Origin of the sequence: Eoetvoesiella caeni (assembly GCF_003315175.1) — a bacterium.
In the GTDB taxonomy this organism is placed as follows: domain Bacteria; phylum Pseudomonadota; class Gammaproteobacteria; order Burkholderiales; family Burkholderiaceae_B; genus Eoetvoesia; species Eoetvoesia caeni.
The window spans coordinates 42,027-56,233 of the sequence record NZ_QNRQ01000010.1; the positions used below are offsets into that span (position 1 = coordinate 42,027).

Genomic DNA, 14,207 nt, shown 5'->3' on the forward strand with positions numbered 1-14,207 from the left:
CCTTGCACGCACCTTCTTAAGTGGCGCGGGCCGGCGCGCATAGGAAGGGGATGGCGTAGTGGGCCTTGAGAGCCCCCTGCGCTGCCCATTCCTCAGATGCAGCCATGGCTGCGGAAAAATACCCCGAGCCCGTACAAAGTGCGAGGGATACTCAGGAGGTAAATCGTCGCTTATTCAACACAGTGGTATCAGGTCGTAACTCGTAGACGAGCAGCTCACCAGTGGCTATCTCAGTGCTGATAATGGCCTCGGGCGACAGCTGATCCAGAACCATCACCAAAGCGCGCAGGCTGTTGCCGTGGGCCACGATCAGTGAAGCGTCATTGCGCATGACCGCCGGCAGGATCCTCTGGAGATAGAACGGCAGGACACGGGCAGCGGTATCCCGCAGGCTTTCACCCCCGGGCGGCGCCTCATCATAGCTGCGACGCCACCGTTGAACCTGTGACTCACCCCAGTGCGCACATGCCTGATCTTTATTCAGCCCCGTCAACTCGCCGTAATCACGCTCATCGAGCGCCGCATCCGAGGTAATCGGTAAGTTAGGACGGCCAAGATCGTATGCAACACGCTCAGCCGTCTCGCGGGTGCGTATCAATGCCGAGCAAAAGATCCAATCGATGGGCAGCCCGATGTTGCGTAGGCGCACGGCGACTGCCGAGGCTTCAGCCAGGCCCCGAGCGGTCAGCGCCGGATCGCGCCAGCCGGTGAATCGGTTGTCAGCGTTGTATTGGCTTTGTCCGTGGCGGACGAGTGCAAGGTAGCGCCCCATACTCATTGCGCCATCTCCATACGCATTAATGATGATCCCAATAGCCAGTATGACGAAGCAGGCGACTAACCTCTCCAACCACCCAACCACAGCAGGCATCGGCCAGCACCCAAGGCACGACAATGAGTATGGCCCCCAGCCCCTCCAGCAATACCGCTTTGAAGCAGTCACGTCCCATAGTCGTAGCCAATCTCGGCTTTGATCTCGCTAATAGCCAAACCCCTCATACAGCTGTAGGTCTCGTAATTTCCACCAAGAAAGCCCTAATCAGGACTGTCCCTCGCAGAACTCATGTTTGAGTCAGGGAATATCCCTGATCAGTTGCGCACGCGCGGAGGCGAAAAATGAACCGATCTAACAAAGCAGATAAATCTGTATTGGCGTGCCGCAATAGGTATGTCGTCATCACCGCGGAATCTCCGGCGAGCGGGCGAATCACCACTTCAGAACGCCTACATAGGCCAAACCTCGTTGACGTAGTGAAGCCAATACCATAGCCGGCGCTGACCAACGTGAGCATCATATCCAGAGAGGAAACATGCTCAACAACATTTGGCTCCACTTCCAACGGACGAAGCAGGCGCTCCAATTCACGACTATACCCTTCACACATCTGGGGATCACATAGCACCAGCGGATAATGCTTCAACTCGTGTAGAGGTACGTCTCTATACACAAGTAGCGGATGTCGCGCAGGTACGATCAGTACCAATGGTTCCCGCCAAACCGGCTCAGCAATTATGTCGCCACCAACATCTGCCGTATGCGCGAAACCAATCGCTACGTCACCGGATCGCAGTCCCCGTAGCTGTTCAGCCAGAGGCATCTCCGACATTCGTATCTCAACATCAGGATCCTCCTTCCGGCATAGTGCTAGAAACTCAGATAATTGCGGCCCCACTGCGCCATCAGATATCGCGATTCGTATGCTTCCTCGGAAGCCAGCCGCGACCGCTGTCACATTATCTCGCGCCTGTTCAAGAATAATGAATATCCTGCGGACGTCTTGTAAAAATGTAGTTCCTGCGGACGTCAATAGAGTACCTCGTCTATTTCTGTCAAACAGAACTACTCCCAGTTCATCCTCTAGCTCTTTAATAGATCTCGACAAGGGGGACTGTTCAATATGCAAGCGTTCAGCCGCCCGAGTGAAATGGAGTTCTTCTGCAAGCGCAATAAAGCAACGAAGATGTCGCAATTCCATTAGAGCTTCCAAAATTTCGGGGCAAGGCCGCCGCTGCATCCCACCCTGCAACCTATGAGGAAAACTCGGGAGCCGCCACTCGCTGTGGAGGCAACTCAAGAATCAAACGCCCCACTAGCGAGTGACTGTTGCACCTATTTCCACACAAACCGCACGGAACCTTAATCTATAAAATCCACCACATCAGAAAACCGAATTCAGGCTTGACGCAAAGACTGAGACATTAATCTTCCGTGACCCCGATCGTGCCGAATTCAATCGGCGTACGAGAATAGAAGACCCGTAAACCGGGCTCCAAGCGCAGCCTCTCCAAAAAATCATCACACTCACTCGCCGAAACGGCCATCACAACCTCGACCGGCTGATCGGCCAACTCGAAAAACCTCGCAGAATGCAGGCGGTGATGAGCGCCAATGCCTTCTTGGGCTGTAAGAACCGTCGCCCCCTGGATTTCCATGGACTTGGCAAGCTCTATTAACCACTGATGAACTGGACGATGCTCGTGGGTGTAACTTTGGAGCGTATAGAAGGTCAGTTGATAGCCTTTCATGATGTCACCATCCCGAAGCGTTTTCCATTGCGTCGTCATAGCGATTCACCCTTGAGTTAGATACTGAACGAGCCCAATACCGACCAGGACTAGGGCAATGGAACCTGCCACATGAAGGCCGATCTGCAGCGCCGCAAAAGCCAATTCTCGCTGCTGCAATAGCGTACTGACCTCAAGAGAGAACGTGGAGAACGTGGTCAACCCTCCCAAGAAGCCTGTGATAATCGTTAGGCGCCATACAGGGGGCAGACCACCGTGGCCGGCGAAAAATTCGTTCGCCAAGCCAATCAGTAGACCTCCCATCAGGTTCGCAGCCAAGGTCCCCAGCGGAATCGTTGGCCATATGCTGTTCATCTCCATACCCAATATCCAGCGCAATAAGGCACCCAGTGCCGCGCCGATCGAAATACCGATCACGGCGGGGATCATGAATGACTCCACGCAAAAGGAAGGGACGGATACTCGTAGAATGAGGGAAAGGCATTGAAGCTGCAGATCGTTTTCATAAGGCCTGAAAATGTGGATTCGAGGCCTGAAACGGAATCCGAGCATTGCCTGCGGTTCCCGTTCAGGAACTTGCAGGCATCATCAGCCGAAGAGGTTTCGGCGGTTTATGGAGAATGCCATCTCCGAGAAAAAGCTACTGCCAGTACGGTATAGTTTAGCAATGGTGCTTCCTCCGCGCAATGTAAACATTCTCAGGCATCGTCACCAGTCTGGCCTCATCTCGGGAATGATGTTACAGTGGTAATCAGACGGAGATGGCATTCTCCCCTAACTGTCAGCAGACAGGCTGACTAATAATGCCTACGCGTTCCTGAACCGGAACCCGTAGGCATTTTTGTGCGTGTTGCGGTTCGGGCATGAAGACCTTTCATGACAAGGTGACCCATGCACAACAGCTCCTGCGCCATCACTGATCTGGCTGCCAACGAAATCCTAGATTCGCGCGGCAACCCCGCGCTACAAGTTACTCTCACGCTCGAAGATGGAACCACTGCCGTCGCAGGGGTACCTTCGGGGGCCTCTACCGGCGCCTTCGAAGCCCACGAGTTGCGCGATGGTGATAACACGCGCTTCGGTGGCAAGGGTGTGTGGCAAGCCGCTGCCCACGTTACCGATACTATCCTCGAAGCCCTGCGGGGCATGCGCGCTGACTCCCAGCGCGAGATCGACACTCGGTTGATCGAGTTGGACGGCACCGAGTCCAAGTCTCAGTTGGGTGCCAATGCAATTCTGGGTGTGTCGCTGGCGTGCGCGCGGGCCGCTGCGGCCTTCCACGGCCTGCCGCTCTTCCAGTACCTGGGCGGATCCGATGCCCACATACTGCCCGTCCCGATGTTCAACATTCTCAACGGTGGTAAGCACGCCACGCACGGGCCGGATTTCCAAGAATTCAAGCTTGTGCCGCTGGGGGCGCCCACCTTCGCGCAAGCACTGCGATGCGGAGCTGAGGTCTACCACGCTCTGCACGACCTGCTGGTCGCCAAAGGGCTGTCCGCGAACGTAGGCGACGAGGGAGGCTTCGTACCGGAGCTGCCCAGCAACGAAGCCGCCATGGGCCTGATGATGCAGGCAATCGAGCGCGCAGGATACAAGGCGGGGGAGGATGTCTGCCTGGGCCTGGATCCTGCAGCCACCTCGTTCTTTGCCGACGGGCGCTACCGCCTGGAACGCGACAAGCTCGATCTGGATTCGGCAGAAATGACGGCCTACTGGGCAGAGTGGGTGGATCGCTACCCGCTGGTCTCACTCGAAGACCCGCTCGCCGACAATGATTGGAGAGGATTTGCACACCTGACATCGGTGCTGGGCGAACGTGTGCAGGTCGTGGGCGACGATCTCTTCGTCACCAACCCGCGCTTCCTGTCCCGAGGGCTGGCCGAGCACTGCTGCAACAGCATCCTGATCAAGCCCAACCAGATCGGCACAATCACAGAGACCCAGGGCACCGCCCGCATGGCTCTGCGCGCAGGGTACACCTGCATGGTGTCACATCGCTCGGGCGAGACACTGGACACCAGCATCGCGGATCTCGCCGTCGCTCTGAACTGCGGCCAAATCAAGTCCGGCGCGCCGGCGCGCGGCGAGCGCGTCGCCAAATACAACCGGCTGATGGAAATCGAACGCCAACTGGGTGCAAGCGCCACATTCGCGGGGAAGACGGCCTTTCCACGGTTTGGGCAGACACATGCAAATGCCGCGGTCTCCCGACCCGACAAGCTCCAAGGCCGAGAGAGCACTCCATCACGGGGGCTACCAGCCTAAACCAACCTGGAAGAACAAGAAAAGGAGCACCATCATGATCACTTTCAGCGTGCTGTATCCCGGGCCACAAGACGGCGTGTCCCGTGAACAGGCCGAGGTGCCAGAGTTCTTCACCGATCTGAATCTGGATCAGATCATCGGCCACATCACCGCAAAAAAAGGCGAATACAACCTGCAACCTTTCTTCTATCGCTCCCTGGATGAGGCGGATAGCGTGGCCTACCGGCAAGAAGTCATGCACGACCTGGAACGGCCCGCCCTGTATACCTCCTTGATGACTTTCGCCACACAACTGCAAGCGATGCGTGCACGCCTCACACAGGCTGCGAAGCTGTACTACCCCTTGCAGAAACAAGCGTGGTTTCTGTGCGCAACCGAACAATACTACGAAGCCGTCCAGGCCCTGGCGCAAGACCTTGGAAAACTGGAATTTACCTCCCGCGGCATGCAAGCGCTAAAAGCCCATGCAGACAACTACACGCAGGGCGCGAATTTCCAGACACTGGTGGCAGATGCAAAGGCCGCCCGCAGCGCCCTTGCATCGATCCGCTACTGCATCCACATCAAGGGCGACACCTTCACAGTGCTTGAGTACCAAGGCGAAAGCGACTACAGCGCCGAGGTTTCCGCCACGTTCGAGAAATTCCGTCAAGGGGCAGCGAAAGATTACCGAGTTAAATTTCACGATCTGCCGGATATGAACCACATCGAAGCCCAGGTGCTGGAATTCGTGTCCAAGCTGTTCCCGGAGGTGTTCACGCAACTGGATATCTTCTGCCAGCAGCATCAGGGCTACCTGGATGAAACGCTGGCTGTTTTTGATCGCGAAGTCCAGTTCTACACCGCCTACCTGGACTACATGAACACCTTGCGTGGCAAGGGGCTGGATTTCTGCTATCCCGAAGTGGGTCGTGTGAACAAGACTGTGTTTGCTCAAGACACCTACGATCTTGCCCTGGCCGACAAACTCCTGAACCAGGGCAAATCCATCGTGCGCAACGATTTCAGCCTGTGCGACAAAGAGCGCATCTTCATCGTGTCCGGGCCCAACCAAGGGGGCAAGACCACCTTCGCCCGGACGTTCGGCCAGTTGCACTATCTGGCGAACCTGGGGCTGCCGGTGCCCGGCAACGCTGCCAGGCTGTTCCTCTATGACCGACTCTTCGCGCACTTCGAGCGCGAGGAAGACATCCGCAATCTGCGTGGCAAGCTGGAGGACGATCTCGTGCGCATCCACCGCATCCTGCAGGGCGCGACACCCGACAGCATCATCATTATGAACGAGATCTTCACGTCCACGACCCTGCAGGACGCATTGTTCCTGGGTAGTCGGATCCTGGAGCGAATCGTCCAGCTGGATCTGCTGTGCGTCTGTGTCACCTTCATCGACGAGCTCGCGCACCTGAGCGACACCACCGTCAGCATGGTGAGCACCATCGTGCCCGACGACCCCGCACAACGAACCTACAAGGTCGTTCGTCGGCCTGCGGACGGAAAGTCCTATGCGCTGTCGCTGGCCCATAAATACCGCATCGAAGCCCACGACCTGGAAGAGAGGCTGCCATCATGAAAGCATTCCTCATGTATCGTGACCGCGATTTTGACCTACACACGCCCCTGCCATGGAATGAGCCAGACTTGGTGCAGGATCTAGAGCTGGAAACGCTGCTGCACGCGATGGCACAGGAAGACGAATTCCTGTACAAGGTCTCCCGCACCGCGTTGCTCGCGGGCTGTAGCGAACCGGACGAGGTCCTGTACCGGCAGGCCGTGCTGCAGGACTGCCTGGATCATCCCGACGTCGCCCGCTCGCTATATCAGCTTGCCGTAGACACCATCGAAGCCGAGCATAAGAACTACTGGGGGCTGGCCCACTATCCAAGTGGCGTCCTGCATCACTCCGTCGAAGTCATGACGTTACTGGCGACGGCGCTCAAGCAGCTGCGCGCTATCGCTGATGCCCAGGCCAGTACGTTTTCCTCCGAGGGCTTTCGCCGGTTCTTCACCATGCTGCAGCACGAACTGGGAGACGACTACTTTGAGACCATCCAGACGCATCTGAATACACTGAAATTTCGCCACGGCGTGCTGATCAGCGCCCGCTTGGCGGAAGACAACTGCGGGGAAGACTATGTCCTGTGCACACCAAAAGCCCCGCCACACAGCTGGTTGCTGCGCACCTTCGGCAAGAAGCCGCCTTCCTACTCATTCACCCTGGCACCACGCGACGAGAATGGGGCAAGAGCCCTCTCGGAGCTGGGTGACCGGGGCGTGAACCTGGTGGCTAACGCACTGGCGCAATCGACCGAACACATTCTCAGCTTCCTTCTCATGATGCGCACGGAGTTCGCCTTCTACGTCTCGTGCCTGAACCTGCGCGAACAGCTGGCACAGAAGGACGAGCCGGTCTGCTTTCCACGGCCTTCACCCGCCGGGGAGCGAACCCTAACCTGTCGTGGCTTGTATGACGTCTGTCTGACGCTGCATCTACCGCAGCGCGCAGTGGGCAACGATCTCAATGCCGATGGCAAGATCCTGTTCGTCATCACCGGCGCCAACCAGGGTGGAAAGTCCACGTTCCTGCGCAGTGTGGGACTCGCACAACTGATGATGGCCAGCGGCTTGTTTGTCCCGGCCGAATCGTACGCCGCCAACCTGTTCCGCGGCTTGTATACGCACTACAAGCGCGAAGAGGACACCAGCATGAACAGTGGCAAGCTCGACGAGGAACTCGCACGCATGAGTGCCATCGTGGATCACATCCAGCCCGACGCCCTCATCCTGTTCAACGAATCCTTTGCCGCCACCAACGAACGGGAAGGTTCGGAAATCTCCAGCCAGGTTACGCACGCCCTGCTGGCGCATCGGATCAAGGTGTTTTCAGTCTCGCACCTGTACGAATTCGCCCGCGTCCTGTACGAGGAACACCGGCCCGACGCGACGTTCCTGCGGGCGCACCGCGACGAAGGCGGCCAGCGCACGTTCCGGCTGGAAGTGGCTGCGCCGCTTGCCACCAGCCACGGCGCGGATCTGTACGAAAAAATATTCGGCGCAACCACGCCTGGCGACGGTATCCCCCAGGGGCCAGCTGGGCAGGATGCGCCGCCAGCCGACCCCTTGCCCGAAGAAGCGATCAAGGGCGCCTGATCCGGCGATCGACGGCCAGGAAAACCGGCACGGCGGCGAGCTGCACCGCCAGGCAAAACAGGACGGCCAAGTCGACGGACTGGCCGTATAGCGCTCCGATGGCGACGCTGCCGCAAAACCAGAACACGCCGTAGCCGGCTGTGAAGGCACCGAAGGCCGATGCCCGGATGCGCCCAGAAACCATGGGCGCCACCGCTGCCGGAATGATGGACTCGTGTACGCCCATACCCAGCCCCCAGAGGCAGGCCCCCAGCAGCGCGCCCCAGAACCCACCCAGGAAGACCAGTGGCGCAAAGCACGCGGCCGCCAGCGTCAGCACGATGAGCACGCGGAATCCGTAACGGTCGAAAAGCCGCCCGCACACGGGCGCGGCAGCACCGCCCGTCCCCATGGCAACGGCATAGAAAACGGCGATCCACTGGCCGGGCACGGCGTGGCCGTGCGCGAAGTGATAGGCAATGAGGGGATAGTCGGCAAACCCCATCGCCACCAGCCCTGCACCTGCCAGATAGATCCAGAAGACCCGAGGCAGTTGGTCGGAGCCGGTGGAAGCGAATTGCCGCTCCATGTCCTCGGGCGAGGGATAAAGATGGTGCGCCAGGAACACGAAAGCGATATTCAAGGCCGCTGGAATCACCAGCACAGCGAAGGCCTCGCGGTAGCTTCCCTGCAGACCAAGCACTGCGGCCACCGCCAGCGGACCGACGACGGCACCGAACTGATCCAGCATCTCGTGCAGCCCGAACACCCAGCCATAGCCGCCGCCAACCTGAGCCGCGGCATGCGACAGCATGGCGTCTCGCGGCGGGTTGCGGATGGCCTTGCCCACCCGTTCGAGGATGATGAGCACCGCCACCGCGGGCCATGTGTCGGCCAGCGCAAGCGCTGGCACAGCCGACATTTGCAGCAGATAGCCGATGATGGTGATGAGCCAGAACCGCTGGCTGGAATCGGCCAGCCAGCCCGAGAACAGACGTAGCCCGTACCCCAGCAGCTCGCCCAGCCCGGTGACGGTTCCCACCGCCAGCGCCGAGACCTGCAAACCCGCCAGATAGGGCCCCAGGATGCTGCGGGCCCCCTCGTAGGTAGAGTCCGCGAAAAAGCTGACGATACCGATGAGAAAAACGAAGCGGTAAGCGATACGGCTTGCGGATCCGGAGTGCCCTTCGCCGGGTCGTTCAAGTGGCCTCATTGCGGCCCCCAATCTCAGACTATGTGAAGATAGACACCGATCACGGTCACCACGAAACCGCCCGCCAGCATGGCGGCTGCCCATACGATCGGACGGCCATGCGCGGCCCGCGCAATCGAGATCCCAAGCACGCCAAGGCTTACGACAGTCACCGCCAGGACCGGATACCCGCTCACCCCTGTCGCCGCCGCAAAAAACAGTGGCGCCCCCGCCCCCACGAACGAACACATGCCCGCAACTAATGCCATGAACGCCGCCTCCAGGAGGGCGGCTCGCCCCTGGCGCGTTCTGGCCATGCGTCCTCGCACCAGGACGTTGAGCTGCCGGTCGGCGTGCACCAGTTCCCCACGCAGCTGCGCATAGCCAGCCACGAACAGCATGAATGCGCTTTCGACCGCGCTCGCTGCGGCAATGCGAAACGCAAGCGACAGCGTGACCGGCACCACGTCGCCTTGCAGACGATTGGCCGCCAGCATGAGGGTGTTCAGGATCCCGTCGGACAGGCCAAGCGCCACTGGCAGCAACAGTTGTACCTATGCCGCTTCATCGCGCACGCGGCACATGCTCGACGATATGGGTACCTGCGACCATTTCGTCAGTGCTGTGGACCACCGCACCGGTATCGTTGATGGCAGTGATGAGCGCGTCGTAGTCGATGTGTTCTCCGACCACCGTCACCTCCATGCCGACCGTTTCCACGTCGATTTCCTTGACCGTGATGTTGACTGCCTGAACACCTGGAGAGGCCTCTATGGCGGCAGCAATTTCAATCATGTCGGGCCGTGCCCGGGCCTTATCGACATCAAGCATCACACGGCGCAAGTTCATGGTTTGACTCTCTTCTAGCTGAAATCTAATAAATGGCGCGGCGACAAATCGATCGCCCCCGCAACATCAGTGCCTACTGAAGCTACTGATGAGCTTGATCTGCGGAGAGCCAACCATGTATCCACTGATGCACTATCCGCGTTCGTACGAAGTCGCTACGCGGGGTTTGCCGGTGCACTGGGGTTCAGTCGGAAGTATTCAACCGGCTGGCGAATGCAAAACACCTGCAGGCCCGCAGCCTCGACCGCATGCATCAGCTCATCGCTCTTGCCATCTTCCAACATGAACGTCAGTTCTTCCGGTTCATCGGCAAGCTCAAAAAAATGCGCCGAATGCGAGCGATCATTCTCTCCCACACTCTCAGTATCGGTACGCCGGGTGTGGCGATTGATCCCCAATGTCTTGGCAATTCGCAGAACTGCGTCCAGCACAAGTTCCCCGTGATGGCGGCGTGAGCGCGGCGCCATAAACGTAATTTCATAGCCTTTCATCGTTTCTCTCCAGAGGGCTGACGCAATACCAGCGGCGGCCTGGTAACAGCAAGGTGCGACCAGGCAATATGGCAATGGCAGTAGATAAAAGAGAGACGGGACCGCTTAATGTTGCGGTTTCGCTTCGAAACGGCGAAAACCGGGAACCAAGCGCATCTGCTACCCAAGGGGTATTGACGGAAGGGTAGATCAAGATAGCTCACGAATCCTGTCTCCGAAAACGGATCATCCAGGAGTCATTGGCTTCAAATGCATGAAGCGGTCTATGGCGAACCCCACCGCCGAGCTTTCTAAAGAATTGTATCCAGCTACGCCCCACAAGGCAACACATACCTCCGGGGGAGGCCAGAGGAGAGCGTCGAACAGTAGTAGTCACGGTGGCGGGCTTCACGCACGCCATACCTCCGCATATGCGAGATCAGAATACCGAACAGGCGCCATAGGTAGCCGTATCAGCAAGGAGAAGCACGACCGGCCGCCAACGCCAGCAGATCATGCCAGAGTCGTATTGACTTCTCGACGCGGCGCAGCCAGGTATTCCGGCGACTGCATTTCTGAAAGCCGCGAGACGGTGCGAGAAAACTCGGTCGAGAGTGGCCCACTGACGTACAACAACTCAGGGGCTACCTCTGCAGACAGGATCAACTTCACACACCGGTCATAGAGCACATCGATCAGCCATATGAAGCGCCGAGCCTCGGAGGTCAAATTATCCGGCATCTGAGGCACCCCCGACAGCAGCACGGTGCGGAACTGGCTGGCGATTTCCAGGTAGTCATCTTGTGAATGCAAGCCGCCACACAATTCTTGAAAATCGAACCATACAACGCTACCTGCACGGCGCCGCGCAGGTAGATCGCGAGAATCAATACGCAGAATTGGATCTTCGTCCCTCTTCTCTGCCAAGCTGTCAAAGATCTTGACCATTGCAGCATCCGCCTCGGGGCCAAGCGGCGTATGGTAGATCGTGGTGTCCTCCAGCACTTGGCGGCGGTAATCGACACCATTGTCGACGCAAATCACTTCCAGCCGATCTTTCAATAAGTCGATCGCTGGCAAGAAGCGTTCCCGCTGCAACCCGTCTGGATACAAATCATCAGGCGCAAAATTGGACGTAGTGACGAAACCGATATGATGGGAAAACAACGAATCGAGCAAACGATAAAGAATCATCGCATCGGCAATATCATTGACCACAAATTCATCGAAGCAGATAAGACCATAGCGCTCAGCAATGCGCGCGCCCAGCACACTGAGTGGATCCTGGCTTCCGGACAGCTTATGCAAATCGTGTTGTACCTCACGCATGAATTCGTGAAAATGAAGGCGCGTTTTCGACTCAAATGGAACCGCATTGAAAAAGCAATCCATCAGGAAACTCTTTCCCCTCCCTACGCCACCGTACATATATACGCCTCTCGGGGCATCAGCATGGTTGAGCAGTCTGTTCAGAATATTGGAGTGTTGCCGTTCATACGCCACCCATTCACGCGCACAACGCTCAAGCGATTCAACTGCTCGCAGCTGAGCCGGGTCGCTTGTAAAGCCTCGCGTTTCCAGGGCGCTCTCATAAACCTGCAAAACAGACATAATTTTTCCCAATGTATTTATCTATCTTTACCAACCTGCGATCGGCACTGGTGGAAACACTTTCATGTGCCATTACCCACCGATGGGTTGAGCACACCTACGGTTCAGAAGCCATAAATCGACCCCGCAACCTTCGGACTCAGCGATCATCTCATTTGAGCATCATCCGTTATTTGGAGGCCATTGCTCCTTGCAAAATCAAAAGCAAACTTCCAGGCCAGCGGCTCCAACTGCCGCAACCGGTAGTCAATGAACACGCATGGAATGTCGTCCAGCATGCCTGGGATCGCATACGGCGAGTAGGAAAATGGATTCTCCGCCGCATGCGACGGACGAAATCTAGACAGCACGCCCGCCAGTCGCTGCGCCCAGTCACTAGGTCGAAACCTTCGGCCATCCAAAGTCTCACCATGAATGATCATATAGCAGGCAGAATGATCCATTTAGATATTCCGAATCGGAGACACAACGATCTTTGGAACACATCCGAGCGTACCTGCCGTTGTTACTGCATGCGAGCTAATGACCGACTGACCACGGTGACCTGTGTCTTTTATGTGGAGAAAGGCGCTGGCTACCCGCCAATCCCCCATAGCGGTGATTTTTGGGCAGACACAAAACGTTATCAGGAGTGAACTGCGCCTCACCCAGCACAAATGCTGAGATGAACATATCCCCTCGTAATATGGCGGCCGCAAGCCTATGGTTTCCATCAGTCATGGGCCAGGCGCGTGAGCACGCTCTCAGATCGATCGTGATGGGCTCGTCCCAACCTGTAATGGCCAACGTAGCCACACGCGCGACGTGCATCGTGCGCGTATCAAAAATCTTGCCAAGAAACCGTTCCCCCGTCTTTATCTGACGTAACATCTCTTGTCGCACTTCCGATGGCTTAATGGGGGTGTAAAACCCAAAATGATTTCCGGAATATAGATCGAGGCGAAGTTTGACCAGTTTCTCAACTGGAATTCTGACGACAAGTTTTGGTGTCATGGCGCAGCCCCTTCCAAAGCCGGTATCCGTAAGACCTCCGTGGGCCACGTTCGGATGGAAGCAAACAAGGCTCCACCCGTACGGACAGCCCAATTCGGCAGTTGCACGCCTTTGCACAGATACAGTGGGCAGAGTGCCACGACACGCGATGGAACCCGAAAAATAAACTTTCGAGCCCCACCAGGTGCGTAAGCCGAATTCGATGTCGGGAAAGTGTGACGCCTGGATGTGATCAGGGCATCCGAGAGGCGGAGAACATCGTCTGCAGACGAGCCGTCGTGTACCTGGCGGTACAGATATCCTGCAATGCGCGTCGTTATTGTTAACATCATGCCACCAATTTCGATTCCGTAATACGGACGATGAAATCAGTAGGCATCATCAGCCATTGTCAGGCAATTTGAAGGAGGAATGCCATCTCCTTATCGATGTCATGTTAAGACATGACGCCCGCCTTGGCAATGCCTTACCACACCGTTGACACCAGATACAACCCTCGACCCGGCATGTACCACGCCTCCGGGCAGCTCCCCGCAATCGGCCGATGCCGGTCAAGGATGCTGGTGGTCTTGGGGTACCGCATTGAGCACGGCCAATACCCATCGATGCCCATTCCAATCGAGGCGATTCCAGCATCCATTGTCTTGATGTATCCGACCCGCCTTTCCTTTGAGCTCGTTGACCAGGCCCGTCAACAGCACTCGATTCGTTGCATCGTGGCCGACCATGGCGAAAGCCGGACCAGTCGAGGTCTCCAGCATGGACCAGAACGCACGCATCACACGCCCGCACAGCGTATCCCAGGGCTCTACGCCCGGCGCGGCATCCACGGATCCGAACTGCTGCAATACGGCTGCCCGCGACGCGCCCGTCCACCGGCCATAATCCCTGTCATTCAGGTCGTCGTCCATCTCGACGGGCACACCCGCCGCACACGCTATGGGTCGCGCCGTGTCCAGTGCTCGGCGCAGCGGGCTGGACACTACACGAGACAACATCACACCGGCGAATATCCTGCCAAGTGCTTCGGCTTGCTCGTAACCAAGGTCGGTGAGTTCCGGATCGGCGTGACCTCGCAGACGATCATCGCGGTTGTAAGCCGTCTGGCCGTGCCGAATAAGATACAGTTTTGTAACGCGCTGGTGGCTGACGCTCATGGTCTGACTCCCTGC

The 14,207-nt window shown here is 57.6% G+C and carries 15 protein-coding genes, 1 pseudogene and 4 riboswitches; of the genes and pseudogenes, 3 read left to right on the forward strand and 13 right to left on the reverse strand.

Going from position 1 to position 14,207, the window contains the following annotated elements:
- Positions 1–151: 151 nt before the first annotated feature.
- The 5 genes from DFR37_RS16185 to crcB form a co-directional block, all read right to left on the reverse strand.
- The gene (locus DFR37_RS16185) at positions 152–778 is read right to left on the reverse strand and encodes a 2,3-bisphosphoglycerate-dependent phosphoglycerate mutase (RefSeq protein ID WP_211317261.1); all 627 of its coding nucleotides are present in this window, start codon (positions 776–778) and stop codon (positions 152–154) included.
- Positions 779–797: 19 nt separating this feature from the next.
- Positions 798–950, reverse strand: coding sequence for a hypothetical protein (locus tag DFR37_RS23045; RefSeq protein WP_170139941.1), 153 nt, complete (start codon positions 948–950; stop codon positions 798–800).
- 111 nt (positions 951–1,061) lie between these two features.
- Positions 1,062–1,976 carry a LysR family transcriptional regulator gene (locus DFR37_RS16190; RefSeq protein ID WP_113934310.1) on the reverse strand — a complete coding sequence of 305 codons (915 nt, stop codon included), beginning with the start codon at positions 1,974–1,976 and terminating at the stop codon, positions 1,062–1,064.
- A 223-nt stretch (positions 1,977–2,199) separates the two neighbouring features.
- Entirely contained in the window at positions 2,200–2,565 is a 366-nt protein-coding gene (locus DFR37_RS16195; RefSeq protein ID WP_346724948.1) for a DUF190 domain-containing protein, read from the reverse strand.
- 6 nt (positions 2,566–2,571) lie between these two features.
- Positions 2,572–2,955, reverse strand: coding sequence for a fluoride efflux transporter CrcB (gene crcB, locus DFR37_RS16200; RefSeq protein ID WP_113934311.1), 384 nt, complete (start codon positions 2,953–2,955; stop codon positions 2,572–2,574).
- Between the two features lie 143 nt (positions 2,956–3,098).
- Positions 3,099–3,166, reverse strand: a riboswitch (Fluoride riboswitch).
- Positions 3,167–3,274: 108 nt separating this feature from the next.
- Positions 3,275–3,343: riboswitch (Fluoride riboswitch) on the forward strand.
- Positions 3,344–3,417: 74 nt separating this feature from the next.
- On the opposite strand from crcB, the pseudogene eno reads away from it, so the two are divergent.
- The 3 genes and pseudogenes from eno to DFR37_RS16215 form a co-directional block, all read left to right on the forward strand.
- A pseudogene (gene eno, locus DFR37_RS16205) lies at positions 3,418–4,698 on the forward strand (phosphopyruvate hydratase); the annotation flags it as partial.
- Positions 4,699–4,828: 130 nt separating this feature from the next.
- Positions 4,829–6,364, forward strand: coding sequence for a MutS-related protein (locus DFR37_RS16210; RefSeq protein ID WP_113934313.1), 1,536 nt, complete (start codon positions 4,829–4,831; stop codon positions 6,362–6,364).
- Positions 6,361–7,941 carry a MutS-related protein gene (locus DFR37_RS16215; protein ID WP_113934314.1) on the forward strand — a complete coding sequence of 527 codons (1,581 nt, stop codon included), beginning with the start codon at positions 6,361–6,363 and terminating at the stop codon, positions 7,939–7,941. The genes DFR37_RS16210 and DFR37_RS16215 overlap by 4 nt, the downstream gene beginning before the upstream one ends.
- Here the strand turns inward: DFR37_RS16215 and DFR37_RS16220 are convergent.
- From DFR37_RS16220 to DFR37_RS16255, 8 genes are all read right to left on the reverse strand, one after another.
- Positions 7,928–9,133, reverse strand: coding sequence for an MFS transporter (locus DFR37_RS16220; protein WP_113934315.1), 1,206 nt, complete (start codon positions 9,131–9,133; stop codon positions 7,928–7,930). The genes DFR37_RS16215 and DFR37_RS16220 overlap by 14 nt on opposite strands.
- Before the next feature lie 14 nt (positions 9,134–9,147).
- Complete coding sequence (locus tag DFR37_RS16225) at positions 9,148–9,657, reverse strand: hypothetical protein (protein WP_113934316.1); 510 nt, start codon at positions 9,655–9,657, stop codon at positions 9,148–9,150.
- 19 nt (positions 9,658–9,676) lie between these two features.
- Positions 9,677–9,961 (reverse strand): DUF211 domain-containing protein, encoded by a 285-nt coding sequence (locus DFR37_RS16230; RefSeq protein WP_113934317.1) that lies wholly within the window; start codon positions 9,959–9,961, stop codon positions 9,677–9,679.
- A gap of 155 nt (positions 9,962–10,116) precedes the next feature.
- A complete protein-coding gene (locus DFR37_RS16235) occupies positions 10,117–10,452 on the reverse strand; it encodes a putative PII-like signaling protein (protein WP_113934318.1) in 336 nt (111 codons plus the stop codon).
- 223 nt (positions 10,453–10,675) lie between these two features.
- Positions 10,676–10,744: riboswitch (Fluoride riboswitch) on the reverse strand.
- Positions 10,745–10,944: 200 nt separating this feature from the next.
- Positions 10,945–12,042 carry a cell division protein ZapE gene (gene zapE / locus DFR37_RS16240; protein WP_113934319.1) on the reverse strand — a complete coding sequence of 366 codons (1,098 nt, stop codon included), beginning with the start codon at positions 12,040–12,042 and terminating at the stop codon, positions 10,945–10,947.
- 146 nt (positions 12,043–12,188) lie between these two features.
- On the reverse strand, positions 12,189–12,485 hold the full coding sequence (locus tag DFR37_RS16245; RefSeq protein ID WP_113934320.1) for a DUF3579 domain-containing protein: 297 nt from the start codon (positions 12,483–12,485) through the stop codon (positions 12,189–12,191).
- A 76-nt stretch (positions 12,486–12,561) separates the two neighbouring features.
- Positions 12,562–13,035: a hypothetical protein gene (locus DFR37_RS16250; protein ID WP_113934321.1), complete on the reverse strand. Its 474-nt coding sequence runs from the start codon at positions 13,033–13,035 to the stop codon at positions 12,562–12,564.
- A gap of 365 nt (positions 13,036–13,400) precedes the next feature.
- Positions 13,401–13,466, reverse strand: a riboswitch (Fluoride riboswitch).
- 120 nt (positions 13,467–13,586) lie between these two features.
- A complete protein-coding gene (locus tag DFR37_RS16255; RefSeq protein WP_113934322.1) occupies positions 13,587–14,192 on the reverse strand; it encodes a histidine phosphatase family protein in 606 nt (201 codons plus the stop codon).
- Positions 14,193–14,207 lie beyond the last annotated feature (15 nt).

Excerpts from the sequence above, each read along its gene's own strand:
- DFR37_RS16185 (WP_211317261.1), bottom strand. The coding sequence starts at position 778 with ATGAGTATGGGGCGCTACCTTGCACTCGTCCGCCACGGACAAAGCCAA.
- DFR37_RS23045 (WP_170139941.1), bottom strand. The coding sequence starts at position 950 with ATGGGACGTGACTGCTTCAAAGCGGTATTGCTGGAGGGGCTGGGGGCC.
- DFR37_RS16190 (WP_113934310.1), bottom strand. The coding sequence starts at position 1,976 with ATGGAATTGCGACATCTTCGTTGCTTTATTGCGCTTGCAGAAGAACTC.
- DFR37_RS16195 (WP_346724948.1), bottom strand. The coding sequence starts at position 2,565 with ATGACGACGCAATGGAAAACGCTTCGGGATGGTGACATCATGAAAGGC.
- crcB (WP_113934311.1), bottom strand. The coding sequence starts at position 2,955 with ATGATCCCCGCCGTGATCGGTATTTCGATCGGCGCGGCACTGGGTGCC.
- DFR37_RS16210 (WP_113934313.1), top strand. The coding sequence starts at position 4,829 with ATGATCACTTTCAGCGTGCTGTATCCCGGGCCACAAGACGGCGTGTCC.
- DFR37_RS16215 (WP_113934314.1), top strand. The coding sequence starts at position 6,361 with ATGAAAGCATTCCTCATGTATCGTGACCGCGATTTTGACCTACACACG.
- DFR37_RS16220 (WP_113934315.1), bottom strand. The coding sequence starts at position 9,133 with ATGAGGCCACTTGAACGACCCGGCGAAGGGCACTCCGGATCCGCAAGC.
- DFR37_RS16230 (WP_113934317.1), bottom strand. The coding sequence starts at position 9,961 with ATGAACTTGCGCCGTGTGATGCTTGATGTCGATAAGGCCCGGGCACGG.
- DFR37_RS16235 (WP_113934318.1), bottom strand. The coding sequence starts at position 10,452 with ATGAAAGGCTATGAAATTACGTTTATGGCGCCGCGCTCACGCCGCCAT.
- zapE (WP_113934319.1), bottom strand. The coding sequence starts at position 12,042 with ATGTCTGTTTTGCAGGTTTATGAGAGCGCCCTGGAAACGCGAGGCTTT.
- DFR37_RS16245 (WP_113934320.1), bottom strand. The coding sequence starts at position 12,485 with ATGGATCATTCTGCCTGCTATATGATCATTCATGGTGAGACTTTGGAT.
- DFR37_RS16250 (WP_113934321.1), bottom strand. The coding sequence starts at position 13,035 with ATGACACCAAAACTTGTCGTCAGAATTCCAGTTGAGAAACTGGTCAAA.
- DFR37_RS16255 (WP_113934322.1), bottom strand. The coding sequence starts at position 14,192 with ATGAGCGTCAGCCACCAGCGCGTTACAAAACTGTATCTTATTCGGCAC.